Here is a 23,435-nt window from a genome sequence, read left to right on the forward strand (position 1 = left end):
ACTAGCGGACAGAAAGAACAGGAAGCACGCCGATGCGCTCCGGAGTGATCGCACAAAAGGTCGGGATGACGCGGGTCTTTACGGAGGCCGGCGAACATATCCCCGTGACCGTGCTGAAGCTCGGCAATTGCCAGGTCGTAGGCCACCGCACTGAAGAGAAGAACGGTTACGTCGCGCTCCAGCTTGGTTCTGGCGCCCGCAAAACCGTGTACATGCCCAAGGCTGAACGCGGCCAGTTCGCGGTCGCCAAGGTCGAGCCGAAGCGGCAGGTCGAGGAATTTCGCGTTTCCGCGGATCAGATGATCCCCGTCGGCGCCGAGATCCTCGCGGACCACTTCGTCGTCGGCCAGTTCGTCGATGTCACCGGCACCTCGGTCGGTAAGGGCTTCGCCGGCGGCATGAAGCGCTGGAACTTCGGCGGTCTGCGCGCCACTCACGGCGTGTCGGTCTCGCACCGTTCGATCGGTTCGACCGGTGGCCGTCAGGACCCCGGCAAGACCTGGAAGAACAAGAAGATGCCCGGCCACATGGGTGTCGACCGCATCACCACGCTCAACCTCCGCGTCGTTCAGCTCGATGTCGAGCGCGGCCTGATCCTCGTCGAAGGTGCCGTTCCCGGCTCCAAGGGCGGCTGGATCCGCGTGCGCGACGCCGTCAAGAAGCCGCTGCCGAAGGAAGCTCCGAAGCCCGGCAAGTTCAAGGTTGCTGGCGAAGCGGACGCTGCTCCGGCTGCGCAGGAGGCGTGAGATGGAATTGAAGGTCACCACCCTCGAAGGTAAGGAAGCCGGCTCCGTCCAGCTGTCCGACGCCATTTTCGGTCTCGAGCCGCGCCAGGACATCATTGCACGCTGCGTGCAGTGGCAGCTCAACAAGCGTCAGGCCGGCACCCACAAAGCCAAGGGCCGCGCCGAGATCTGGCGTACCGGCAAGAAGATGTACAAGCAGAAGGGCACCGGCGGTGCTCGTCACGGCTCGGCCCGCGTGCCGCAGTTCCGTGGCGGTGGCCGCGCCTTCGGTCCGGTGGTGCGTTCGCACGCCACCGATCTTCCGAAGAAGGTTCGTGCTCTCGCTCTCAAGCACGCTCTCTCGGCCAAGGCCAAGGACGGCGATCTGCTCGTGATCGACAAGGCCGCGCTGGAAGCCGCGAAGACCAAGGCGCTGCTCGGTCATTTCTCGGGCCTGGGCCTCACCAACGCGCTGATCATCGACGGCGCCGAGGTGAACAACGGCTTTGCCGCTGCTGCCCGCAACATCCCGAACATGGATGTGCTGCCGATCCAGGGCATCAACGTCTATGACATCCTGCGCCGCCAGAAGCTCGTTCTGACCAAGGCCGCCATCGATGCGCTGGAGGCGCGCTTCAAATGAGCAAGAACATCGAGCCTCGCCACTACGACGTGATCCTGTCGCCGGTCGTGACCGAAAAGGCGACGATCGCTTCGGAGCACAACAAGGTGCTGTTCAAGGTTGCCGCCAAGGCGACCAAGCCGCAGATCAAGGAAGCGATCGAGAAGCTCTTCGACGTCAAGGTCAAGAGCGTCAACACGCTGGTCCGCAAGGGCAAGACCAAGGTCTTCCGCGGCAATCTCGGCTCTCAGTCGAACAGCAAGCGCGCGATCGTGACCCTCGAAGAGGGTCACCGGATCGACGTCACCACCGGTCTGTAAGGTCGCACGACGATGGCACTGAAGACATTCAATCCCACGACGCCGGGCCAGCGCCAGCTGGTCATGGTCGATCGTTCGGCCCTGTACAAGGGCAAGCCGGTCAAGGCGCTCACCGAGGGCAAGCATTCCTCGGGCGGCCGCAACAACACTGGTCGCATCACCGTGCGTTTCCGCGGCGGCGGTCACAAGCAGACGCTGCGCATCGTCGACTTCAAGCGCGACAGGGTCGACGCGCCCGCGACGGTCGAGCGCCTCGAATACGATCCGAACCGCACCGCGTTCATCGCGCTGATCAAGTACCAGGACGGTGAGCAGGCCTACATCCTGGCACCGCAGCGCCTGGCCGTGGGTGACACCATCGTCGCCGGCAACTACGTCGACGTGAAGCCGGGCAACGTCATGCCGCTCGGCAACATGCCGGTCGGAACGATCATCCACAACATCGAGGTCAAGATCGGGAAGGGCGGCCAGCTCGCTCGTTCCGCGGGCACCTACGCCCAGCTCGTCGGCCGCGACCAGGATTACGTCATCGTCCGCCTGAACTCGGGTGAGCAGCGTCTCGTGCACGGCCGTTGCCGCGGCACGATCGGCGCGGTGTCGAACCCCGATCACATGAACACCTCGATCGGCAAGGCCGGCCGTAACCGTTGGCTGGGCCGCAAGCCGCACAACCGCGGTGTTTCGATGAACCCGATCGACCATCCGCACGGCGGTGGTGAAGGTCGTACCTCGGGCGGTCGCCACCCGGTCACCCCGTGGGGCAAGCCGACCAAGGGCAAGAAGACCCGCACCAACAAGTCGACCAACAAATTCATTCTCCTAAGCCGCCACAAGCGGAAGAAGTAAGGAACGCCGGACATGGTTCGTTCAGTCTGGAAAGGCCCGTTCGTCGAGGGTTCTCTGCTCAAGAAGGCAGATGCCGCCCGTTCGTCCGGCCGTCACGATGTCATCAAGATCTGGAGCCGTCGCTCGACGATCCTGCCGCAGTTCGTCGGCCTGACCTTCGGCGTCTACAACGGTCAGAAGCACGTACCGGTCGCCGTCAACGAGGAAATGGTGGGTCACAAGTTCGGCGAGTTCTCGCCGACCCGGACCTTCCATGGCCACTCGGGCGACAAGAAAGCCAAGAAGGCTTGAGGATTAAACGATGAGCAAACCCAAGCGCGAACGGAGCCTCGCCGAGAACGAGGCCAAGGCGGTCGCCCGCATGCTGCGGGTGAGCCCGCAGAAGCTCAACCTGGTCGCCCAGCTCATTCGCGGCCGGAAGGCGGCTGCTGCGCTCGCCGACCTGCAGTTTTCGCGCAAGCGGATCGCGGTCGACGTGAAGAAGTGCCTGGAATCGGCTATCGCAAACGCCGAGAACAACCACGACCTGGACGTCGACGATCTCGTCGTGGCGCAGGCCTTCGTCGGCAACGGCCTCGTGATGAAGCGCTTTGCCGCCCGTGGCCGTGGCCGCTCGGGCCGTGTCTACAAACCATTTTCGCAGCTGACGATCATCGTTCGTCAGGTCGAAGCCGAAGCAGCGGCCTAAGGGACGCAGGAGCACACGATGGGTCAAAAGATCAATCCGATCGGTCTGCGTCTCGGCATCAACCGGACCTGGGATTCCCGCTGGTTCGCCGGCAAGCAGGAATACGGCAAGCTGCTGCATGAGGACGTCAAGATCCGTGAGATCCTGCACAAGGAGCTCAAGCAGGCGGCCGTCGCCCGCATCGTGATCGAGCGTCCGCACAAGAAGTGCCGCGTCACCATCCACTCGGCTCGTCCGGGCGTGGTGATCGGCAAGAAGGGCGCCGACATCGACAAGCTGCGCAAGAAGGTCGCGGACATCACCTCGTCCGACGTCGTCATCAACATCGTCGAGATCCGCAAGCCGGAGCTCGATGCGACGCTGGTGGCCGAGTCGATCGCGCAGCAGCTCGAGCGCCGCGTGGCGTTCCGCCGCGCCATGAAGCGCGCCGTTCAGTCGGCGATGCGTCTCGGCGCGGAAGGCATCCGCATCAACTGCTCGGGTCGTCTGGGCGGTGCGGAAATCGCGCGCATGGAGTGGTATCGCGAAGGTCGCGTGCCGCTGCACACGCTGCGCGCCGACATCGACTACGGCGTTGCGACCGCGTTCACGACCTTCGGCACCTGCGGCGTCAAGGTCTGGATCTTCAAGGGCGAGATCCTCGAGCACGATCCGATGGCCCAGGACAAGAGAATGGCCGAAGGCGAGAGCAGCGGCGGTGGTGATCGTGGTGGCCGTGGGCGCCGCGACAACGCTGCGGCCTGATCGACCTGAGAATTTGAGGGCTTAAAGCCATGATGCAACCTAAGAAAACGAAGTTCCGGAAGGCGCATAAGGGCCGTATCCACGGCGTTGCGTCATCGGGCGCGACGTTGGCGTTCGGCCAGTTCGGCCTGAAGGCGACCGAGCCTGAGCGCATCACCGCGCGCCAGATCGAAGCCGCTCGCCGCGCGCTGACCCGCCACATGAAGCGCGCCGGCCGCGTCTGGATCCGCGTGTTCCCCGACCTTCCGGTGTCGAAGAAGCCGGCCGAAGTCCGCATGGGCTCCGGCAAGGGTTCGCCGGAATTGTGGGTGGCTCGCGTCAAGCCGGGCCGGGTGCTGTTCGAGATCGACGGCGTCAACACCCAGACGGCGCGTGAGGCGCTGACCCTGGCGGCCGCCAAGCTGCCGATCAAGACGCGCTTCGTCGAGCGCATTGCGGAGTAATGGCCATGGCACAGATGAAGATCGAAGACATCCGCGCGATGAGCCCCGACCAGCAGGATGACGCCATCCTGAACCTGAAGAAGGAGCGCTTCAACCTGCGCTTCCAGCGCGCCACCGGGCAGCTCGAGAACACCTCGCGCCTGCGCGAGGCTCGCCGTGACATCGCCCGGATCAAGACCGTCGCCGCGCAGTCGCGCGCGAAGAAGAAGTAAGAGGCTTACGAAGATGCCGAAACGTACTTTGCAGGGCGTGGTCGTCAGCGACAAGCAAGCCAAGACCATCGTGGTGCGCGTCGATCGCCGCTTCACGCACCCGATCTACAAGAAGACGATCCGCCGTTCGAAGAACTACCACGCGCACGACGAGAGCAGCCAGTTCAAGCCGGGCGACATGGTGTGGATCGAGGAAACGAAGCCGATCTCGAAGTTGAAGCGCTGGGTCGTGATCCGGGGCGAACACAAGAAAAGCGCCTGATCTGTTGGCTTTAGCCGACTGACTTCAGGGAAATGTTGAGCGCCGGCTGGGCTGGCGCAAAGAGAAGAGGACGAGGTGCATCAATGATTCAGATGCAGACCAACCTCGACGTGGCCGATAATTCTGGCGCACGCCGTGTCATGTGTATCAAGGTGCTCGGGGGCTCCAAGCGCCGCTACGCCACGATCGGCGACATCATCGTCGTCTCGATCAAGGAAGCAATTCCGCGTGGCAAGGTGAAGAAGGGCGACGTGATGAAGGCCGTCGTGGTGCGCGTCCGCAAGGACATCCGCCGCGCCGACGGTTCTGTCATCCGCTTCGACCGCAACGCCGCCGTGCTGATCAACAATCAGTCCGAGCCGGTCGGCACCCGTATCTTCGGGCCCGTGCCGCGCGAGCTGCGCGCCAAGAACCACATGAAGATCATCTCGCTCGCGCCGGAGGTGCTGTGATGGCTGCGAAGATCCGCAAGGGCGACAAGGTCGTCGTGCTGACCGGTCGCGACAAGGGCCGTACCGGCGAAGTGTTCGAGGTTCGCCCCGACGCCGGCACCGCGCTGGTGCGCGGCATCAACATGGTCAAGCGTCACCAGAAGCAGACGCAGGCCCAGGAGGGCGGCATCATCTCGAAGGAGTCGCCGATCCAACTGTCCAACATCGCGTATGTCGGCAAGGACGGAAAGCCGACCCGCGTCGGATTCAAGATTCTGGCGGACGGCAAGAAGGTCCGCATCGCCAAGAGCTCGGGAGCTGAGATCGATGGCTGAGGCCGCTTACACCCCGCGCCTGCGCGCGGAATACGATGCGAAGATCCGCACGGCCATGACCGAGAAGTTCGGTTATGAGAACGTGATGCAGGTTCCGCGCCTGGACAAGATCGTGCTGAACATGGGCGTTGGCGACAGCGTCAACGACCGCAAGAAGGCCGAGAACGCCGCTGCCGAGCTGACCCAGATCGCCGGCCAGAAGGCGATCGTGACCTACTCGCGTATCGCGATCGCGACCTTCAAGCTGCGTGAGAACCAGCCGATCGGCTGCAAGGTCACGCTGCGCAAGGCCCGCATGTACGAGTTCATCGATCGCCTGGTGACGGTCGCGCTGCCGCGCGTCCGCGACTTCCGCGGCCTGAACCCGAAGAGCTTCGACGGCCGCGGCAACTACTCGCTCGGCATCAAGGAGCACATCATTTTCCCCGAGATCGACTTCGACAAGGTCACGGAAGCCCGCGGTATGGACATCACCGTCTGCACCACGGCCAAGACCGACGAAGAGGCGAGGGCCTTGTTGACCGCTTTCAATTTCCCGTTCCGGCAGTGAGACGCTGACTTAAAGCCTCTCAAACGCGGATACCCAGGAGCCAAGCATGGCAAAGAAGAGTTCAGTCGAGAAGAACAACCGGCGCAAGCGGATGGTGAAGAACGCCGCCGCCAAGCGCGAGCGGTTGAAGGCGATCATCGCCGACAAGAAGCTGCCGATGGAAGAGCGTTTCGCTGCGACGTTGAAGCTGGCCGAAATGCCGCGCAACTCGTCGGCCACCCGCATCCGCCTGCGTTGCGAGCTGTCGGGCCGCCCGCGCTCGAACTATCGCAAGAACAAGCTGTCCCGTATCGCGCTGCGCGAACTTGGCTCCAAGGGCATGGTCCCGGGCCTCGTGAAGTCCAGCTGGTAAGGAGGGTCGTTTAGATGTCTACGCACGATCCAATCAGCGATCTGATCACCCGTATCCGCAACGCGCAGATGCGCTCCAAGAGCAAGGTCTCCACGCCTGGCTCGAAGATGCGCGAGAACGTGCTCGAGGTCCTCAAGACCGAGGGTTACATCCGCGGCTACGCCACGCTCGAGCATTCCTCGGGTCGCAGCGAGATCGAGATCGAGCTGAAGTATTTCGACGGCGAGCCCGTCATCCGCGAGATCGAACGTGTTTCCAAGCCCGGGCGTCGTGTCTACGCCTCGGTGAAGAACCTGCCGCGGGTCAACAACGGGCTCGGCATTTCGGTGTTGTCGACGCCGAAGGGGATCATGGCCGACCACAGCGCGCGCGACGCGAATGTGGGCGGTGAAGTCCTCTTCACGGTGTTCTGAGAAGGATTTTTGATCCATGTCACGTGTTGGCAAAAGGCCTGTGGCGGTTCCGTCGGGTGTGACCGCGACCGTCGATGGGCAAACCGTCAAGATGAAGGGCCCGAAGGGCCAGCTTCAGTTCGTCGTTCATGACGACGTCGAAGTGAAGCTCGAGAGCGGCCAGATCAAGGTCAAGCCGCGCGCCGAGACCAACCGCGCCCGCGCGCTGTATGGTACCGCTCGCGCTCAGGTCGCGAATCTGGTCGAAGGCGTCACCAAGGGTTTCGAGAAGAAGCTCGAGATCACCGGCGTCGGTTATCGCGCCGCGATGCAGGGCAAGAACCTGCAGCTCGCGCTCGGCTACAGCCACGATGTGGTCTACGCGATCCCGGAAGGGATCACGATCACCGTGCCGAAGCCGACCGAGATCACGGTGACTGGCAGCGACATCCAGCGTGTCGGCCAGGTCGCCGCCGAGATTCGCTCCTATCGTCCGCCGGAGCCCTACAAGGGCAAGGGCGTGAAGTATGTTGGCGAATTCATCTTCCGCAAGGAAGGCAAGAAGAAGTAACGGAGCCGGTCATGTCCAAAGCCAAGGTTACGAATGCCCGGCGCAAGCGGAGTGTGCGGCTGAAGCTGCGCCGCTCCGGTGGTGGCCGTCCCCGTCTGTCGGTGTTCCGCTCGTCCAAGCACATCTACGCCCAGGTCATCGACGACCTGAAGGGCGAGACGCTGGCCTCCGCCTCGTCGCTCGAGAAGTCGATGCGCGACGGCGGCAAGACCGGCGCCGACATCGATGCGGCGAAGGCGGTCGGCAAGTTGCTGGCCGAGCGCGCCGCCGAGAAGGGTGTCAAGGAAGTCGTGTTCGATCGCGGCAGCTATCTCTATCACGGGCGCGTCAAGGCTCTCGCCGACGCAGCGCGTGAGAGTGGGCTGAGCTTCTAACGGAATTTGAGGATTGAGGCGTAAGCCTCTGAAGGATTGGAAAAACCATGGCAGAACGCGAACAGCGTGGTGGACGCGATCAACGCGGTGGCGGACGTGAACGCAGGGAGCGCGAGGAGCGCGACAGCGAGTTCGTCGACAAGCTCGTCCACATCAACCGCGTGGCCAAGGTGGTCAAGGGCGGCAAACGCTTCGGTTTCGCAGCGCTGGTCGTGATCGGCGACCAGAAGGGCCGCGCCGGCTTCGGTCACGGCAAGGCTCGCGAAGTGCCCGAGGCGATCCGCAAGGCCACCGAGTCCGCCAAGCGCAACCTGACCCGCGTCTCGCTGCGCGAGGGCCGCACGCTCCATCACGACATCGCCGGCCGTCATGGCGCGGGCCGTGTCTACCTGCGTGCAGCTCCCGCCGGTACCGGCATCATCGCCGGCGGCCCGATGCGCGCCGTGTTCGAGACGCTCGGCGTCCAGGACGTGGTCGCCAAGTCGATCGGCTCGTCGAACCCCTACAACATGGTTCGCGCAACTTTCGACGCGCTGAAGCATCAGGATTCGCCGCGTTCGGTCGCAGCCCGCCGCAACATCAAGGTGTCCACTCTGCAGTCGCGCCGTATCGGTGGCGATGCCGAGGCGGCTGCCGACTAACGGAAGCTTGGAGTAGACTCCCATGGCCAAGGCCAGCAAGACGATCAAGCTCGAGCAGATCGGCAGCGCGATCCGCCGCCATCACTCGCAGCGCTCGACGCTGATCGGGCTCAAGCTCAACAAGATCGGTCGCACCAGCGAGCTGCAGGATACCCCTGCGGTCCGCGGCATGATCCTGAAGGTTCACCATCTCGTCCGCATCGTCGACGAGAAGTAAGAAGCGGCGTGCGATCCCGAACGCGGGCTACCCGTTTTCGGTGAAGATCGTGCGCAAGACACAAGGAGAAGGGCGATGAAGCTCAGCGATATCGCCGACAACGCCGGCTCGCGCAAAAAGCGTATGCGCGTCGGCCGCGGCATCGGTTCGGGCAAGGGCAAGCAGTCCGGCCGCGGCGGCAAGGGCCAGACCGCGCGTTCGGGCGTGCGCATCAAGGGCTTCGAAGGCGGTCAGATGCCCTTGCATCGCCGTCTGCCCAAGCGTGGCTTCAACAACATCTTCCGCATCGAGTTCGCCGAGATCAATCTCGACCGGCTCCAGGAAGCGGTCGATGCCAAGAAGATCGACGCCGGCAGCGTCGTGAACGTCGAGGCCCTGGTGAAGGGCGGCGTGCTGCGCCGCGCCAAGGGCGGCGTCCGGCTGCTCGGCCGCGGCGAGCTCAAGTCGAAGCTCAACATCGAAGTGCACGGCGCCACCAAGACCGCGATCGCCGCGGTCGAGAAGGCCGGCGGTTCGGTGAAGATCCTCGCCCCGGCCAAGGAAGAAGGCGAGGCGGCGTAACAACTGCGTCATTGGCCCGCAGCTCGCGGGCCTTTACGTATGCGGGACGATGGACTTATCGAAGCCGAGCCCCAGATAATGTCCGGCGTCCGGCACGGCATGATCCCAAAAGATCATGCTGAAGCGGTAGCCCAAAGCGCGATATGATCGCGGTTTGGTGTAGCCCGGCCGCGGGCATGACGGCGCAATAGGCGGCGGGAGAAAGTCCAAGATGGCCTCTGCAGCGGAACAACTGGCAGCCAATCTCAATTTCGGTGCGTTTGCCAAGGCTGACGAACTGAAGAAGCGCATCTGGTTCACCCTGGGTGCGCTGCTCGTTTATCGGCTCGGGACCTACATCCCGCTGCCCGGCATCGACCCCAATATCTGGGAGCAGGTGTTCCGCTCCCAGGCGGGCGGCATCCTCGGCATGTTCAACATGTTCGCCGGCGGCGGTATCCACCGCATGGCAATCTTCGCGCTGAACATCATGCCGTACATCTCGGCCTCGATCATCATCCAGCTCCTCACCACCGTCTCGCCGCAACTCGAGGCGCTGAAGAAGGAAGGCGAGTCTGGCCGCAAGCTGCTGAACCAGTACACCCGCTATCTCACCGTGATCCTGGCCGCGTTCCAGTCTTACGGCATCGCGGTCGGCCTCGAGGGCGCCGGCAACGTCGTCAGCGATCCCGGCATGTTCTTCCGCCTGTCCACCGCGATCACGCTGACCGGCGGCACCATGTTCCTGATGTGGCTGGGCGAGCAGATCACCTCGCGCGGCATCGGCAACGGCATCTCGCTGATCATTCTCGCTGGCATCGTCGCCGAGCTGCCTTCCGCGCTCGCCAACATGCTCGAGCTCGGCCGTCAGGGCGCGATGTCGACCGGCTTGATCCTGGTCGTGATCGTCATGGCGGTCGCCGTGATCGCCTTCATCGTGTTCATGGAGCGCGCCCAGCGCCGCCTCCTGATCCAGTATCCGAAGCGCCAGGTCGGCAACAAGATGTTCGAGGGCCAGTCCTCGCATCTGCCGCTCAAGCTCAACACCTCCGGCGTGATCCCGCCGATCTTCGCGTCCTCGCTGCTGCTGCTGCCGACCACGGTTGCGAACTTCAACGCGGGCAGTGGGCCGGAGTGGTTCCAGTGGATCACCACGCAGCTCGGCCATGGCCGTCCGCTGTTCCTGATCATGTATCTGGCGCTGATCGTGTTCTTCGCCTTCTTCTACACCGCGATCGTCTTCAACCCGACCGAGACCGCCGACAATCTGAAGAAGCACGGTGGCTTCATTCCGGGCATCCGTCCCGGCGAGCGCACCGCGGAATACATCGACTACGTGCTGTCGCGCATCACGGTGCTGGGTGCGATCTATCTGGCGATCGTCTGCTTGATCCCGGAGATCCTGATCTCTTACGCCTCGGTGCCGTTCTACTTCGGCGGCACGTCGCTGCTGATCGTCGTCAGCGTCACCATGGACACGGTGGCGCAGGTGCAGGGCTATCTGCTGGCCCATCAGTACGAAGGCCTGATCCGCAAGTCGAAGCTGCGCGGCCGCCGCAGGTAGCCAACTGCAACATGACGACCGAGCTAGCGCGCCGCATCGCTTTCACGATCGGCGCGCTTTTTCTTTTCAGGCTCGGTACGCAGATCCCGGTCCCGGGAGTGGCGGTGCATGGCGGGTTCGCGGCGGACAGGATTGCCCCGCTGTCGATCTTCTCGCTGTCTCTGTTTCCCTATCTGACGGCCGCAATCCTCGTTCAACTCGTCGCCGTGGTGTGGCGCAGGCTGAGAGCGCTCGACCGGTCGGGCGAGGCCGGTCGGCGCAAGCTCGCGCGTTTCACGCTAATCCTGGCGCTGCTCCTAGCTGCGTTTCAAGCCTTCGGCATCGCCTCCGTCATGCGGCAAATGCCAGGACTGGTCGTCGATCCCGGTGACTGGTTCGTCCTGAGTGCTACCGCCTCGTTGGTCGGCGGGGTGCTCGTCATGATCTGGCTCAGTGAACAAATCACGCGCCGCGGGATCGGCAACGGTCTTGCGCTCATGCTGAGCGTCAGCATCGTGGCTTCACTGCCGTCGGAGGTCGCGAGCTTCTTTACTCAGCTGCGGCGAGGAGCGATCTCCGGCAACGCTCTGGTGGGCAACGCGAGCTTGCTGATCGTGGTGGTCGCGCTGATCGTCTTCGTCGAGAGCGCGCGGCGAAACGTTCCGGTGCAGTTTGCCGCGCGCCGGGTCGGGGAGCATTTGCTGCCCTCGTGTTCGACGGTACTGCCGATCAAAATCAACAGCGCCGGCTACCTGCTGCCTGCGACCGTAGCGCCGTGGGCGATCTCGATCCCGGTTGTTATTGCTGGCGTCATCTTCGGATCCGATGATGGATCCTGGGTCGAAGCCATCACCGCGAATTTGGAATTCGGCGAGAAGGCTCACATCATTCTCGGATCGATCACGATCTTCACGCTGGCCTTCGTCTACACGGCCTTCGTCGTCGATCCCGATCATGCTGCCGAATCGCTTGCCCGGCAGGGCGGCGTGATTCCCGGCGTCACGCCGGGCGAGGCCACGGCCACCTATCTCGATCGCGTGGTGTCGTTGACCACCGCTATCGGTGCCACCTATCTGGCGGCGATATCGTTGATTCCCGAGGTGTTCTTGGCCTACGGAAATGCGCTAGTTTATAAAATGGGTGGTGGTGCAGCGCTGATTGTGGTTTGCACTATTCTCGATCTTCAAACACAGGTGCGCGAAATATCGCTCACCAATCGGGGGGGCGTACGCCGATGAGAATTATACTTCTGGGACCGCCGGGATCGGGCAAGGGGACGCAGGCGCAGCTCCTGGTGCAGCGCCACGGCATCGTCCAGCTCTCGACCGGCGAGATGCTGCGTGCGGCCGTTGCGGCGGGAACGCCGGTCGGACTCAAGGCCAAGGAGATCATGGCCAGCGGCGCCCTGGTGCCAGACGAGGTGGTGGTCGGAATCATCTCCGACCGCATCGACCAGCCCGACGCCCAGAACGGCTTCATCCTCGACGGCTTCCCGCGCACCGTGCCGCAGGCCGAGGCGCTGGACGAGCTGCTGAAGGACAAGCGCCTCAAGCTCGACGCCGTGATCGAGCTCCGCGTCAACGAGAGCGCGCTTCTGAGCCGTGTCGAGACCCGCGTCGCCCAGATGCGGGAGCGCGGGGAGGAGGTCCGGCTCGACGACACCCCAGAGGTCCTGACCAAGCGGTTAGCCAACTACCGCAGCCAGACGGAACCGCTGATTCACTACTATTCCGAGCGCCGGAAGCTCTCGACCATCGACGGTATGATGGCCATCGACGAGGTCACTCGCGCCATCGACCGCCAGCTCCAGGCGCTGGGAACCGCCGAGCCTGCGACTCGCGCCAAGAGTGCCGCCAAGGCGGCGCCGGCCAAGAAGGCGAAGGCAGCCAAGGCAGCGGCCCAAAAGCCGGCGAAAACGGCCAAAAAGCCCGCGAAATCGGCTAAAAAGGCCGCCAAGGCGGCTGTGAAGGCCCCCAAGACAGCCAAATCGGCCAAGAAAGCGACCAAGAAGGCCGCTAAGAAAGCCGCCAAGAAAACCGTGAAGAAGGCAGCCAAAAAGACCGCCAAAAAGACTGCGAAGAAGGCGGTCAAAAAGGGTGCCAAAAAGGCTGCAAAAAAGGTCACGAAAAAGCGAGCCAAACGCTAGCAGCGGTTGACGAAAGCCCCTGGAATCCCCTAATAAGCCCCGCATCCAAGTCGGATAGTTTCAGACGATGCCGGGCCCCAGGAAGACCGGGGGTGGGCGTCGTGTTCGCGTTTGTGAACACCTGCCCGAGAACACAAGCACTTAAGCCCGGTCCTGACGAGGATCGGCGACAGGAGAGAAGGCCTTGGCCCGTATTGCCGGCGTGAACATTCCCACCAACAAGCGCGTGCTGATCGCGCTTCAGTACATCCATGGCATCGGTCAGAAGATCGCCGGTGAGATCCTGGAGAAGGTGAAGATCCCCGAGGATCGTCGCGTCAACCAGCTCAGCGACGCCGAGGTGCTGCAGATCCGCGAAGTGATCGACCGCGACTATCTCGTCGAGGGCGACCTCCGCCGTGAAGTCGGCATCAACATCAAGCGTCTGATGGACCTCGGCTGCTATCGCGGCCTGCGTCATCGTCGCGGTCTGCCGGTGCGCGGCCAGCGCACCCACACCAATGCGCGCACGCGCAAGGGCCCGGCGAAGGCCATCGCCGGCAAGAAGAAGTAAGTTTTCTGTTCCAATCGCGGCGTGTGGCGAAGAGGGGATGACCCTTTCGCCACGCGCTTTTCGTTCCACAGGTGTAGCCGCTGGCATTACGGCGGCGTTTGAGATCTCCAGGAAAGGTACTCAATGGGTAAGGAAGCCACCCGCGTTCGCCGTCGTGAGCGCAAGAACATCGCCTCCGGCGTTGCGCACGTGAACTCCTCGTTCAACAACACGACGATCACCATCACCGACGCGCAAGGCAACACGATTGCCTGGTCCTCCGCCGGCACGATGGGCTTCAAGGGCTCGCGCAAGTCGACCCCGTACGCGGCGCAGGTTGCCGCCGAGGACGTGTCCAAGAAGGCGCAGGAGCACGGCATGCGCACGCTGGAAGTCGAAGTCGCCGGTCCCGGTTCGGGCCGCGAATCGGCGCTCCGTGCGCTCCAGGCCGCCGGCTTCACCGTCACCTCGATCCGCGACGTGACCACGATTCCGCACAACGGTTGCCGTCCCCGCAAGCGTCGGCGCGTTTGATATTCGGTTGCGGGCGCATCGGCGCCCGCGACCGCTTTTGCAAGAAGCCGCAGGTGCGACCTGCGGCCTTTCTCCAACGCCAGCATTTGAACGATCAAATCGACTGGCCTGTATGGGTGAAACAGTGACGATCCAGAAAAATTGGCAAGAACTGATTCGGCCGAACAAGCTCCAGGTTCAGCCCGGCAGCGACTCCTCGCGTTTCGCGACCATCGTCGCCGAGCCGCTCGAGCGTGGCTTCGGCCAGACCCTCGGCAACGCGCTGCGCCGCATCCTGCTCTCCTCGCTCCAGGGCGCGGCGGTACAGTCGGTGCACATCGACGGCGTGCTGCACGAGTTCTCCTCGATCGCGGGCGTCCGTGAGGACGTCACCGACATCGTGCTCAACATCAAGGACATCGCGATCAAGATGCAGGGCGAAGGCCCCAAGCGCATGGTCGTGAAGAAGCAGGGGCCGGGCACCGTCACCGCCGGCGACATCCAGACCGTTGGCGATGTGGTCGTGCTCAATCCGGACCTGCAGATCTGCACCCTCGATGACGGCGCCGAAATCCGCATGGAGTTCACGGTCGCCACCGGCAAGGGCTACGTGCCGGCCGAGCGCAACCGTCCCGAGGACGCGCCGATCGGCCTGATCCCGGTCGACAGCCTGTATTCGCCGGTCCGCAAGGTCTCCTACAAGGTCGAGAACACCCGCGAGGGCCAGATCCTCGACTACGACAAGCTGACCATGACGATCGAGACCAACGGCGCGATCTCGCCGGATGACTCGGTGGCCTACGCCGCCCGCATCCTGCAGGATCAGCTCAACGTGTTCGTCAACTTCGAAGAGCCGCGCAAGGAAGTCGCCCAGGAGATCATCCCGGACCTCGCCTTCAACCCGGCCTTCCTCAAGAAGGTGGACGAGCTCGAGCTGTCGGTGCGTTCGGCCAACTGCTTGAAGAACGACAACATCGTCTACATCGGCGACCTCGTGCAGAAGAGCGAAGCGGAAATGCTCCGCACCCCGAACTTCGGCCGCAAGTCGCTGAACGAGATCAAGGAAGTGCTGGCCCAGATGGGTCTGCATCTCGGCATGGAAGTGCCGGGCTGGCCGCCGGAGAACATCGACGAGCTCGCCAAGCGCTTCGAAGATCACTACTGAGAATTCGTCGTTCCGGGGCGATGCGCGAGCATCGAACCCGGAACCTCGAGATTCCGGGTTCGGCTCTACGAGCCGCCCCGGAATGACTGAACGGGCGAACGCAGGCAGCCCACCTGAGCAACATGTCCGACGAACCGTCGCGGCAGTATCGAACTAAGGAATAGTCAAATGCGTCACGGCAAGGTTCATCGGAAGCTCAACCGCACTGCCGAGCATCGCCGCGCGATGTTCGCCAACATGTGCGCGGCGCTGATCAAGCACGAGCAGATCGTCACCACGCTGCCCAAGGCCAAGGAGCTTCGTCCGATCGTCGAGAAGCTCGTCACCCTCGGCAAGAAGGGCGGGCTGGCCATGCGCCGCCAGGCCATCTCCGAGATGCGCGACAAGGACCAGGTCAAGAAGTTGTTCGACGTGCTGGCGGCCCGTTACAAGGATCGCCAGGGCGGCTATACCCGCATCATCAAGGCCGGCTTCCGCTACGGCGACAACGCCGCGATGGCCGTGATCGAGTTCGTCGATCGCGACGTCGACGCCAAGGGCCAGGACTCCGGTCCGGTGCAGGAAAAGGAAGCCGAGGCGGCGTAAGCCGGTCGGCCTGAAGTTTTCGAAAGCGGCGCCCCTGGGCGCCGCTTTTTTGTATGGCGCGGCGGTATCTCATGCAGCGCATCGTCTGGTGAACGCGATTCCGGTCGGGGGCTTTCGATGAGGATTGTGTTGGGGATCGTGCTGGCGCTCGCGATGTCGCGGGCCTCCGGCGAGACGCTGGTCGAGCGCGGCGCCTATCTCGTCGGCAGCGTGATGGTCTGCCATAACTGCCACACGCCGCGCGGGCCGCAGGGCCCCGATCTGTCGCGCGCGCTCTCGGGCGGCAGCCAGGTCTTCGACGAGCCCCGCTTCAAGGTCTCTGGCTCCAACATCACGCCGGACAAGGACACCGGGATTGGCGGCTGGAGCGATGCCGAGCTGAAGCGGTTCCTGGTCAGCGGCAGGAGGCCTGACGGCACCAGGGTGGCGCCGATCATGCCGACGGCGTTCTACGATGTGCTGACGGCGCGCGATCTCGACGCGCTCACCGCGTATCTGCGCTCGGTGCCGGCGGTTCGCCACGAGGTGCCGGCGCCGGAATACAGGATGGCGTCGAAGCCGGAGACGCCGACCTATGCCGGCAAGCAGGCCAGCGAGGCCGAGCTGGGCGACACGCTGGCGCGCGGCCGATACCTGCTGACCATCGCCCATTGCCTGGAGTGCCACACGCCGGAGGGATCGTCCGCCGTGCACGATTTCGCCGGCGCGAGCGGCAAGGGCGGTCGCACCTTCAAGGGACCTTGGGGCGAGTCCGTTTCCGCCAACATCACCTCCGATCCCGCCGCCGGACTTGGCCGGTGGAGCGACGACGAAATCAAACGTGCGATTACGCAAGGCATCGCGCGCGACGGGCACAAGCTGAAGCCGCCGATGGCCTATGCTGCCTATGCCGGCATGACGGCGCAGGATCTCGATGCCATCGTCGCCTTTCTCAGAACGCTGCCGCCGCGGAGCTAACTCCTCACGCGTCGGTGAGGGACGATTGAAGCTGCTTGTGCAGCGCACGATATCTCCGTCAGCCTCAATGGAGATGATTCATGAAGATCGACCTTTCCGGAAAAACCGCTCTCGTCACCGGCTCGACTGCCGGCATCGGCCATGCCATCGCCAAGGGCTTGGCCGCCTCCGGCGCCAGCGTCGTGATCAACGGCCGCGGTCAGGACAAGGTCGATGCGGCGGTGCGCAAGCTGGAAGGCACCGGTGGTAAGGTCCGCGGCATAGCCGCCGACGTCTCGACCGCCGCGGGCTGCAAGGCGCTGGTCGCGGCGCTGCCGAGCGTCGATATCCTCATCAACAATGCCGGCATCTTCGAGCCCAAGGATTTTTTCGAGATCCCGGACGAGGACTGGAGCCGCTTCTTCGAGGTCAACGTGATGAGCGGCGTGCGGTTGGCGCGGGCCTACATGAAGGGCATGCTCGAGCGCAATTGGGGCCGCATCGTCTTCATCTCGTCGGAGTCCGGGCTCAACATTCCCGTCGAGATGATCCACTACGGCACGAGCAAGACGGCGCAGCTTGCGGTCGCGCGGGGCCTTGCGCAGCTCACCCGCGGCACCGGCGTCACCGTCAATTCCGTCTTGCCGGGCCCGACGATGTCGGAAGGTGTCGAGACCTTCGTGAAGGATCTCGCCAAGCAGAACGGCCAGTCCGTGGACGAGGCCGCCGCCAACTTCGTCAAGCAGCATCGCCCGAGCTCGCTGATCCAGCGTTTTGCCAGCGTCGAGGAGATTGCGAACATGGTGGTCTATGTTGCCTCGAAGGAAGCCTCGGCCACCAACGGCGCGGCGCTGCGAGCGGAAGGCGGCATCGTCAACACCATTGCCTGAGATCGCGCATGACGGCCTATGTGATCTCCGAGGTCGAGGTGCGCGATCAAGCTGCGATGGAGGCTTATCGCGCTCGCGCGGCAACGACCATCGCGCAATATGGCGGCCGTTACCTCGCACGAGGCGGCGCTGCGGACGTGGTGGAGGGCAGCCCGCCGCCGAAGACCATCGTCATCGTGGAGTTTCCGTCGATGGCCCGCGCGCGGGAATGGTACGCCTCGCCTGAATATGCCGAGGCGCTCAAGCTGCGGGAGACGGCGCTGGAGCGCCGGCTCCTGTTTGTCGAGGGCGTGTTGCCGTCATAAGCCAGCGCGCGAGGGGGGCTAATCCTCCTTGATCCCCGCCGCCTGGGCAATTTGCCTCATCTCCGCGGTCTCCTTGTTGACCGCGGAGGCCCAGTCGCTGTAGCGGGCGAAGCCCGGCTCGAAGCCGACCTTGCTGAAGCGCTCGACGACGGAGGGATTGTTGATGGTGTCTTCCAACGCGGCCGTCAGCTTGTCCCGTACGGCCGGCGGAAGCCCCTTCGGCGCGACGACGGCTCCCCAAGACGAGAAATCGATACCGGGATAGCCGAGCTCGGCGAGGGTCGGCACATCGGGCAGGAAGGGCGTGCGCTTCGCCGAGAACACGGCAAGCACACGCACCGTGCCGGCGTCGAGCTGCGGCTTGATCGCGATCACGGTGTCGACGTGATACTGGATGTGCTTGCCGATCAGATCGTTCATCGCGGGCGCGCTGCCCTTGTACGGCAGATGCACCATCTTGATGCCCGTGCTCGACTTGAACAGCTCTCCTGCGAAGTGCGACACCGTCGCGGCACCGAAGGAGGCGAGCGACAGCTTGTCCGGATTGGCCTTGGCTTCCGCGACGAGCGCGGCCAGATCCCGGATCGGATTGTCCTTGTAGGTGACCAGGGCCAGCGTGATCTTGCCGACTTGCCCCAGCGGCTCGAAATCCTTGGCCGCATCGTAAGGCACGCTTTCCTTGACGGCCGCCGGCAGGGTGAAGGTCGAGTTGGAGCTGAAGAACAGCGTGTAGCCGTCGGGAGCGGCGCGCGCGACCTCCTTGGCCGCGATCGTGGTGCCGCCGCCCGGGCGGTTCATGACGATGACGGGCTTGCCGAGCCGGGACTCGAGCTCGCCGCCGATGATGCGGGCGACGACATCGGAGGCGCCTCCAGGCGGAAACGGCACGACCAGTTGCAGCGGTCTGTCGGGATAGTCGTCGGCAAGAGCCAGCTTTGGCCCGCCGAGCATCGCGGCAGCAGCAACGGCAGTCGCAAAGATCGTTCGTTTCGCCCAGAAGCTCATTCAGCTCATCCCTCGCAATCGCCGCCCGGCCCGGCGGGCGAGCGTAACAGAGAGGAGCGGCCGCTTGGAAGCGACCGGGTGCTGAAAAACTACCACCCCTCCAGGACGATCTTGCCGCGCGACTTGCCGCTTTCGAGCAGCGCATGGGCGCGCTTGAGGTTGGCGGCGTTGATCGTGCCGAAGGTCTGGTCGAGCGTGGTTCGCAGCACGCCCTTGTCGATGAGGTCGGCGACGTCGTCCAGCAAATGATGCTGCGCGATCATGTCAGGCGTCTGGAACGAGGAGCGTGTGAACATCGATTCCCAATGCACCGAGATCGCCTTGCCCTTGAAGGTGCTCATGGTGAATTCCGGGGGATCGTCGATCAGGCCGAACCTTCCCTGCGGGGCCATGAGTTCGGCGATCGCCTTGTAGTGCTGATCGGTGAAGGTGAGGCTCGCGACCAGCGCGACCGGAGGCAGCTTGAGCTTCTCGATCTGCTCCTTCATCGGCTTGCCGTGGTCGATCACCGCATGCGCGCCGAGATCGAGGCACCATTTCTGCGACTCCGGCCGCGTCGCGGTGGCGAGAACCGTGAGGCCGGTGAGGCGGCGGGCGAGCTGGATCAGGATCGAGCCGACGCCGCCGGCGCCGCCCGTGATCAGCAGCGTGCGCGGGTCCACGCTCTTGCCGGGGACGGCGCCGAGCCGGTCGAACAACAGCTCCCAGGCGGTGATGGAGGTGAGGGGAAGGGCGGCAGCTTGCGCGAAGGACAGGCTCTTCGGCTTGTTGCCGACGATGCGCTCGTCGACCAGGTGGAATTCGGCGTTGGTGCCCTGGCGCAGGATCGAGCCTGCGTAAAACACTTCGTCGCCCGGCTTGAACAGCGTGACCTCGGGCCCGACGGCATCGACCACGCCTGCCGCGTCATAACCCAGGATCTTGGTCTCGCCCTCCGGCGGCGCTGCGCGCTTGCGCACCTTGTAATCGACCGGATTGGCCGAGATCGCTTTCACGGCGACGCGGATGTCGCGCCCCTTCGGTTCGGGCTTTGCGGTCTCGAAATCGAACAGCGAATCCGCGTCCTCGATCGGAAGCGATTTCTTGTAGCCGACGGCCTTCATGGCTGGTCTCCATCAGATGGCGTGCTCGCCTAGCGTCCTAACTGTCGCGCCAGCTCCGATTTGGCAAGTACTGTAAATTCTGGGATATAGTCCCTGTTTGGATACTAATGGGAAAACACGCATGAAGCGCCGCAATTTCGCCCGCCGTCCCGGCTGCCGGTCGAGGCGACGCTGGATCTGATCGACGGCAAGTGGAAGGGCGTGATCCTCTATCACCTGCAGGACGGCACCCAGCGCTTCGGCGAATTGCGTCGGCGGATGCCCGGCATCACCCAGCGCATGCTGACCAAGCAGCTACGCGCGCTGGAGGAGGACAAGCTCGTCATCCGCAAGGTCTATGCGGAAGTGCCGCCGCGCGTGGAGTATTGCCTCTCCGAACTTGGCGAGAGCCTCAAGCCGGTGATCGACATCCTCAAGGCCTGGGGCGAGAGCCATCAGCAGCGCCTATCCTGTGCACCCGCGCCTGAAGTGGAGCCGATCAAGAAGCGCAAGCGCGCGGCTTGAAGCAGCGGACGCAGCCGCCGGCGAGACCGGATGCGCCGGCTTGATGCAGCCATCATTCGCGCGCGGCAAACGGTCATTCCGCACGTCTGGCTTGCATGCTTCAGGCGTCGGCTGGGGGCCGAATATTGCCGCCTGGCGCCCTTCTATTGGCGAGCGAACACGCCTATATTCCGTCGTCTTTTCCAAGAGGTAGGAATGTTTCGATCGATCCGGACTGCCGTCGTCACGGCCTTGTGCATAGCCTTTTTCGCCCAGTTCAATCCGGCTGCGGCGCAGGACCGCAAGGTCCCGTCCTCGCCGGCCGAATTGCGGCTGTCCTATGCGCCGATCGTGCAGCGGGTGCAGCCGGCCGTGGTCAACGTCTATGCCGCCAAGGTGGTGCAGAACCGCAACCCGCTGCTGGACGATCCGATCTTCCGCCGTTTCTTCGGCGTGCCCGGCCAGCAGCCGGAGCAGATGCAGCGCTCGCTCGGCTCGGGCGTCATCGTCGATGCCTCCGGTCTCGTCGTCACCAACGTCCACGTCATCGAGGGCGCGGACCAGGTGAAGGTGTCGCTGTCGGACAAGCGCGAGTTCGAGGCCGAGATCCTGCTCAAGGACACGCGCACTGATCTCGCGGTGCTGCGCCTGAAGGACACCAAGGAGAAGTTCCCGACCCTCGACTTCACCAATTCCGACGAGCTCTTGGTCGGCGACGTCGTGCTCGCGATCGGCAACCCGTTCGGCGTCGGCCAGACCGTGACCCACGGCATCATCTCGGCGCTGGCGCGCACGCAAGTAGGCATCACCGACTACCAGTTCTTCATCCAGACCGATGCTGCGATCAATCCCGGCAATTCCGGCGGCGCGCTGGTGGACATGAGCGGCAAGCTCGCCGGCATCAACACCGCGATCTATTCGCGCTCTGGCGGCTCGCAAGGCATCGGCTTTGCGATTCCCGCCAACATGGTGCGCGTCGTCGTCGCCTCCGCCAGGAGCGGCGGCAAGGCGGTGAAGCGGCCGTGGCTCGGGGCCAAGCTGCAGGCGGTGACGCCGGAGATCGCCGAGAGCCTCGGCCTGCGTTCGCCGACCGGTGCGCTGGTCGCGAGTGTGGTATCGAACGGCCCCGCAGCGAAGGCCGGGCTGAAATCCTCCGATCTCATCACCGGCATCGACGGCCAGGCCGTAGATGATCCCAATGCCTTCGATTATCGCTTCGCCACCCGTCCGCTCGGCGGCACCGCGCAGATCGACGTGCAGCGCAGCGGCAAGCCGCTCAAGCTGTCGGTAGCGCTGGAGATCGCGCCCGATACCGGTCGCAACGAACTCGTCGTGACCGCGCGTTCGCCGTTCCAGGGTGCGAAGATCTCGACCATCACGCCGGCGGTGGCCGACGAGCTGCATCTCGATGCCGACACCGAGGGCGTCGTGATCACCGATCTCGGCGGCGATAGCGCGGCCGCCAATGTCGGTTTCCAGAAGGGTGACATCATCCTGCTCGTCAACAACCAGAGGATCAGCAAGACCATCGACCTGGAAAAGGCCGCAGGTGAGCGGCCGCGGCTCTGGCGCATCACGCTGGTGCGTAATGGCCAGCAGATCAACGTCACGCTGGGCGGATGAGTCCAAAGCGACCACAGCAGACGCCAACCCTCTTCGCGGCGGCGGGGCTCGACCATGAGGCGCCGCATCCGCTGCCGGATCGCTTGCGCCCGCGCAGCCTGTCGGAGGTCGTCGGCCAGGATCATATCCTCGGTCCCGACGGCGCGCTGACGCGCATGCTGGAAACACGCACGCTGGGCTCGCTGGTGTTCTGGGGACCGCCCGGCACCGGCAAGACCACGGTGGCGCGGCTGCTCGCGGACGCGACGGACCTGCATTTCGAGCAGATCTCCGCGGTGTTCTCCGGCGTTGCCGATCTGAAGAAGGCGTTCGATGCCGCGCGCGCCCGCCGCGAGATGGGCAAGGGCACGCTGCTGTTCGTCGACGAGGTGCATAGATTCAACCGCGCTCAGCAGGATTCCTTTCTGCCCGTGATGGAAGACGGCACGGTGGTCATGGTCGGCGCCACCACCGAGAATCCGTCCTTCGAGCTCAACGCGGCGTTGCTCTCTCGCGCGCGCGTACTGGTGTTTCGCTCGCTTGATGCCGCCGCGATCGAAAAGCTGTTCGCGCACGCCGAAGAGGTCGAGGGCAGGAAGCTGCCGCTCGATGACGAGGCGAGGGCGGTGCTGGTGCGGATGGCCGACGGCGATGGACGGGCATCGCTGACGCTCGCCGAAGAGGTCTGGCGTTCGGCGCGGGCGGACGAGATCTTCAACGCCGCGCAGCTGCAGGATATCCTGCAGCGCCGCGCGCCGATCTACGACAAGTCGGCCGACGGCCATTACAACCTGATCTCCGCACTGCATAAATCGGTGCGCGGCTCCGATCCCGATGCCGCGCTGTACTATCTCTGCCGCATGCTCGACGCCGGCGAGGACCCTTTGTTCCTGGCCCGCCGCGTCGTGCGCATGGCGGTCGAGGATATCGGCCTTGCCGATCCGCAGGCGCTCGTCATCGCCAATGCGGCCAAGGACGCCTTCGACTTTCTCGGTCATCCCGAAGGCGAGCTCGCAATCGCACAGGCCGTCGTCTATCTCGCCACCGCGCCGAAATCGAACGCGGTCTATACGGCTTTCAAGGCCGCGATGCAGACCGCCAAGCAGGCCGGCTCGCTGCTGCCGCCCAAGCACATCCTGAATTCCCCGACCAAGCTGATGAAGTCGGAAGGCTACGGTGCGGCCTACGAATACGACCACGACGTCCCCGACGCTTTTTCGGGGCAGGACTACTTCCCGGAAGCCCTGGGCCGCCAGACCTTCTACGACCCGCCCGAGCGCGGCTTCGAGCGCGAAATCCGCAAGCGGCTGGATTACTGGGCCAAGCTGCGCAAGGAGCGGGGCGGGAAGTAGAACTTGGAAG

34 protein-coding genes and 1 pseudogene are annotated in these 23,435 nt (G+C 64.0%); 33 read left to right on the top strand and 2 right to left on the bottom strand.

Annotated elements, in window-relative coordinates:
- The first annotated feature begins 32 nt into the window (after positions 1–32).
- From rplC to QRQ56_RS03085, 30 genes are all read left to right on the top strand, one after another.
- Positions 33–746 carry a 50S ribosomal protein L3 gene (rplC, locus tag QRQ56_RS02940; protein ID WP_438737539.1) on the top strand — a complete coding sequence of 238 codons (714 nt, stop codon included), beginning with the start codon at positions 33–35 and terminating at the stop codon, positions 744–746.
- Between the two features lies 1 nt (position 747).
- Positions 748–1,368: a 50S ribosomal protein L4 gene (rplD, locus tag QRQ56_RS02945; protein ID WP_438737540.1), complete on the top strand. Its 621-nt coding sequence runs from the start codon at positions 748–750 to the stop codon at positions 1,366–1,368.
- Positions 1,365–1,667, top strand: coding sequence for a 50S ribosomal protein L23 (locus tag QRQ56_RS02950; protein WP_027564406.1), 303 nt, complete (start codon positions 1,365–1,367; stop codon positions 1,665–1,667). The genes rplD and QRQ56_RS02950 overlap by 4 nt, the downstream gene beginning before the upstream one ends.
- A gap of 12 nt (positions 1,668–1,679) precedes the next feature.
- Positions 1,680–2,513, top strand: a complete 834-nt coding sequence (gene rplB / locus QRQ56_RS02955) for a 50S ribosomal protein L2 (RefSeq protein WP_438737541.1) — start codon at positions 1,680–1,682, stop codon at positions 2,511–2,513.
- Positions 2,514–2,525: 12 nt separating this feature from the next.
- Complete coding sequence (rpsS, locus tag QRQ56_RS02960) at positions 2,526–2,804, top strand: 30S ribosomal protein S19 (RefSeq protein WP_007603021.1); 279 nt, start codon at positions 2,526–2,528, stop codon at positions 2,802–2,804.
- A 10-nt stretch (positions 2,805–2,814) separates the two neighbouring features.
- The gene (gene rplV, locus QRQ56_RS02965) at positions 2,815–3,201 is read left to right on the top strand and encodes a 50S ribosomal protein L22 (RefSeq protein WP_008136353.1); all 387 of its coding nucleotides are present in this window, start codon (positions 2,815–2,817) and stop codon (positions 3,199–3,201) included.
- An 18-nt stretch (positions 3,202–3,219) separates the two neighbouring features.
- Positions 3,220–3,945 (top strand): 30S ribosomal protein S3, encoded by a 726-nt coding sequence (gene rpsC / locus QRQ56_RS02970; protein WP_151649651.1) that lies wholly within the window; start codon positions 3,220–3,222, stop codon positions 3,943–3,945.
- 29 nt (positions 3,946–3,974) lie between these two features.
- Positions 3,975–4,388 carry a 50S ribosomal protein L16 gene (gene rplP, locus QRQ56_RS02975; RefSeq protein WP_438737542.1) on the top strand — a complete coding sequence of 138 codons (414 nt, stop codon included), beginning with the start codon at positions 3,975–3,977 and terminating at the stop codon, positions 4,386–4,388.
- A gap of 5 nt (positions 4,389–4,393) precedes the next feature.
- Complete coding sequence (rpmC, locus tag QRQ56_RS02980) at positions 4,394–4,600, top strand: 50S ribosomal protein L29 (RefSeq protein ID WP_438737543.1); 207 nt, start codon at positions 4,394–4,396, stop codon at positions 4,598–4,600.
- Between the two features lie 13 nt (positions 4,601–4,613).
- Positions 4,614–4,862 carry a 30S ribosomal protein S17 gene (rpsQ, locus tag QRQ56_RS02985; RefSeq protein WP_438737544.1) on the top strand — a complete coding sequence of 83 codons (249 nt, stop codon included), beginning with the start codon at positions 4,614–4,616 and terminating at the stop codon, positions 4,860–4,862.
- An 83-nt stretch (positions 4,863–4,945) separates the two neighbouring features.
- Positions 4,946–5,314: a 50S ribosomal protein L14 gene (gene rplN / locus QRQ56_RS02990; protein ID WP_007603030.1), complete on the top strand. Its 369-nt coding sequence runs from the start codon at positions 4,946–4,948 to the stop codon at positions 5,312–5,314.
- Positions 5,314–5,628, top strand: coding sequence for a 50S ribosomal protein L24 (gene rplX / locus QRQ56_RS02995; RefSeq protein WP_007603031.1), 315 nt, complete (start codon positions 5,314–5,316; stop codon positions 5,626–5,628). Before rplN ends, rplX begins: the two co-directional genes overlap by 1 nt.
- On the top strand, positions 5,621–6,178 hold the full coding sequence (gene rplE / locus QRQ56_RS03000) for a 50S ribosomal protein L5 (protein ID WP_438737545.1): 558 nt from the start codon (positions 5,621–5,623) through the stop codon (positions 6,176–6,178). Before rplX ends, rplE begins: the two co-directional genes overlap by 8 nt.
- 46 nt (positions 6,179–6,224) lie before the next feature.
- A complete protein-coding gene (gene rpsN / locus QRQ56_RS03005) occupies positions 6,225–6,530 on the top strand; it encodes a 30S ribosomal protein S14 (RefSeq protein ID WP_018322268.1) in 306 nt (101 codons plus the stop codon).
- A gap of 14 nt (positions 6,531–6,544) precedes the next feature.
- Positions 6,545–6,943: a 30S ribosomal protein S8 gene (gene rpsH, locus QRQ56_RS03010; protein ID WP_028137017.1), complete on the top strand. Its 399-nt coding sequence runs from the start codon at positions 6,545–6,547 to the stop codon at positions 6,941–6,943.
- Between the two features lie 16 nt (positions 6,944–6,959).
- The gene (gene rplF / locus QRQ56_RS03015) at positions 6,960–7,493 is read left to right on the top strand and encodes a 50S ribosomal protein L6 (protein WP_212301599.1); all 534 of its coding nucleotides are present in this window, start codon (positions 6,960–6,962) and stop codon (positions 7,491–7,493) included.
- A gap of 11 nt (positions 7,494–7,504) precedes the next feature.
- The gene (gene rplR, locus QRQ56_RS03020) at positions 7,505–7,867 is read left to right on the top strand and encodes a 50S ribosomal protein L18 (protein ID WP_007603036.1); all 363 of its coding nucleotides are present in this window, start codon (positions 7,505–7,507) and stop codon (positions 7,865–7,867) included.
- Between the two features lie 47 nt (positions 7,868–7,914).
- Complete coding sequence (gene rpsE / locus QRQ56_RS03025; protein ID WP_025036985.1) at positions 7,915–8,508, top strand: 30S ribosomal protein S5; 594 nt, start codon at positions 7,915–7,917, stop codon at positions 8,506–8,508.
- Positions 8,509–8,530: 22 nt separating this feature from the next.
- Positions 8,531–8,725: a 50S ribosomal protein L30 gene (rpmD, locus tag QRQ56_RS03030; protein ID WP_438737547.1), complete on the top strand. Its 195-nt coding sequence runs from the start codon at positions 8,531–8,533 to the stop codon at positions 8,723–8,725.
- Between the two features lie 75 nt (positions 8,726–8,800).
- Positions 8,801–9,286: a 50S ribosomal protein L15 gene (gene rplO / locus QRQ56_RS03035; protein ID WP_438737548.1), complete on the top strand. Its 486-nt coding sequence runs from the start codon at positions 8,801–8,803 to the stop codon at positions 9,284–9,286.
- Positions 9,287–9,497: 211 nt separating this feature from the next.
- Entirely contained in the window at positions 9,498–10,829 is a 1,332-nt protein-coding gene (gene secY / locus QRQ56_RS03040) for a preprotein translocase subunit SecY (protein ID WP_438737549.1), read from the top strand.
- Positions 10,830–10,840: 11 nt separating this feature from the next.
- On the top strand, positions 10,841–12,046 hold the full coding sequence (locus QRQ56_RS03045; protein ID WP_438737551.1) for a preprotein translocase subunit SecY: 1,206 nt from the start codon (positions 10,841–10,843) through the stop codon (positions 12,044–12,046).
- Entirely contained in the window at positions 12,043–12,954 is a 912-nt protein-coding gene (locus QRQ56_RS03050) for an adenylate kinase (protein WP_438737552.1), read from the top strand. Before QRQ56_RS03045 ends, QRQ56_RS03050 begins: the two co-directional genes overlap by 4 nt.
- A gap of 184 nt (positions 12,955–13,138) precedes the next feature.
- Positions 13,139–13,507: a 30S ribosomal protein S13 gene (gene rpsM / locus QRQ56_RS03055; RefSeq protein WP_014494511.1), complete on the top strand. Its 369-nt coding sequence runs from the start codon at positions 13,139–13,141 to the stop codon at positions 13,505–13,507.
- 123 nt (positions 13,508–13,630) lie between these two features.
- Positions 13,631–14,020, top strand: a complete 390-nt coding sequence (gene rpsK / locus QRQ56_RS03060) for a 30S ribosomal protein S11 (protein ID WP_007603045.1) — start codon at positions 13,631–13,633, stop codon at positions 14,018–14,020.
- A 112-nt stretch (positions 14,021–14,132) separates the two neighbouring features.
- Positions 14,133–15,164 carry a DNA-directed RNA polymerase subunit alpha gene (locus tag QRQ56_RS03065; RefSeq protein ID WP_438737553.1) on the top strand — a complete coding sequence of 344 codons (1,032 nt, stop codon included), beginning with the start codon at positions 14,133–14,135 and terminating at the stop codon, positions 15,162–15,164.
- A gap of 168 nt (positions 15,165–15,332) precedes the next feature.
- Positions 15,333–15,749, top strand: a complete 417-nt coding sequence (rplQ, locus tag QRQ56_RS03070; protein ID WP_094895374.1) for a 50S ribosomal protein L17 — start codon at positions 15,333–15,335, stop codon at positions 15,747–15,749.
- Positions 15,750–15,866: 117 nt separating this feature from the next.
- Positions 15,867–16,706: a cytochrome c gene (locus tag QRQ56_RS03075; RefSeq protein WP_438737554.1), complete on the top strand. Its 840-nt coding sequence runs from the start codon at positions 15,867–15,869 to the stop codon at positions 16,704–16,706.
- A gap of 80 nt (positions 16,707–16,786) precedes the next feature.
- Positions 16,787–17,575: an SDR family NAD(P)-dependent oxidoreductase gene (locus QRQ56_RS03080; protein WP_438737555.1), complete on the top strand. Its 789-nt coding sequence runs from the start codon at positions 16,787–16,789 to the stop codon at positions 17,573–17,575.
- 8 nt (positions 17,576–17,583) lie between these two features.
- Entirely contained in the window at positions 17,584–17,880 is a 297-nt protein-coding gene (locus QRQ56_RS03085) for a DUF1330 domain-containing protein (RefSeq protein ID WP_438737556.1), read from the top strand.
- 18 nt (positions 17,881–17,898) lie between these two features.
- Here the strand turns inward: QRQ56_RS03085 and QRQ56_RS03090 are convergent, their stop codons facing one another.
- On the bottom strand, positions 17,899–18,885 hold the full coding sequence (locus QRQ56_RS03090; protein WP_438737558.1) for a Bug family tripartite tricarboxylate transporter substrate binding protein: 987 nt from the start codon (positions 18,883–18,885) through the stop codon (positions 17,899–17,901).
- An 89-nt stretch (positions 18,886–18,974) separates the two neighbouring features.
- On the bottom strand, positions 18,975–19,988 hold the full coding sequence (locus QRQ56_RS03095; protein WP_438737559.1) for a zinc-binding alcohol dehydrogenase family protein: 1,014 nt from the start codon (positions 19,986–19,988) through the stop codon (positions 18,975–18,977).
- A gap of 121 nt (positions 19,989–20,109) precedes the next feature.
- Between QRQ56_RS03095 and QRQ56_RS03100 the strand changes: the two are divergent.
- The 3 genes and pseudogenes from QRQ56_RS03100 (at position 20,110) to QRQ56_RS03110 (ending at position 23,425) form a co-directional block, all read left to right on the top strand.
- Positions 20,110–20,492 (top strand): annotated as a pseudogene (locus QRQ56_RS03100) (winged helix-turn-helix transcriptional regulator).
- Between the two features lie 195 nt (positions 20,493–20,687).
- On the top strand, positions 20,688–22,094 hold the full coding sequence (locus QRQ56_RS03105) for a DegQ family serine endoprotease (protein WP_438737560.1): 1,407 nt from the start codon (positions 20,688–20,690) through the stop codon (positions 22,092–22,094).
- A complete protein-coding gene (locus QRQ56_RS03110; protein ID WP_438737561.1) occupies positions 22,091–23,425 on the top strand; it encodes a replication-associated recombination protein A in 1,335 nt (444 codons plus the stop codon). Before QRQ56_RS03105 ends, QRQ56_RS03110 begins: the two co-directional genes overlap by 4 nt.
- The last annotated feature ends 10 nt before the right edge of the window (positions 23,426–23,435 follow it).

Origin of the sequence: Bradyrhizobium sp. U531, assembly GCF_051710265.1 — a bacterium.
Lineage (GTDB): Bacteria > Pseudomonadota > Alphaproteobacteria > Rhizobiales > Xanthobacteraceae > Bradyrhizobium.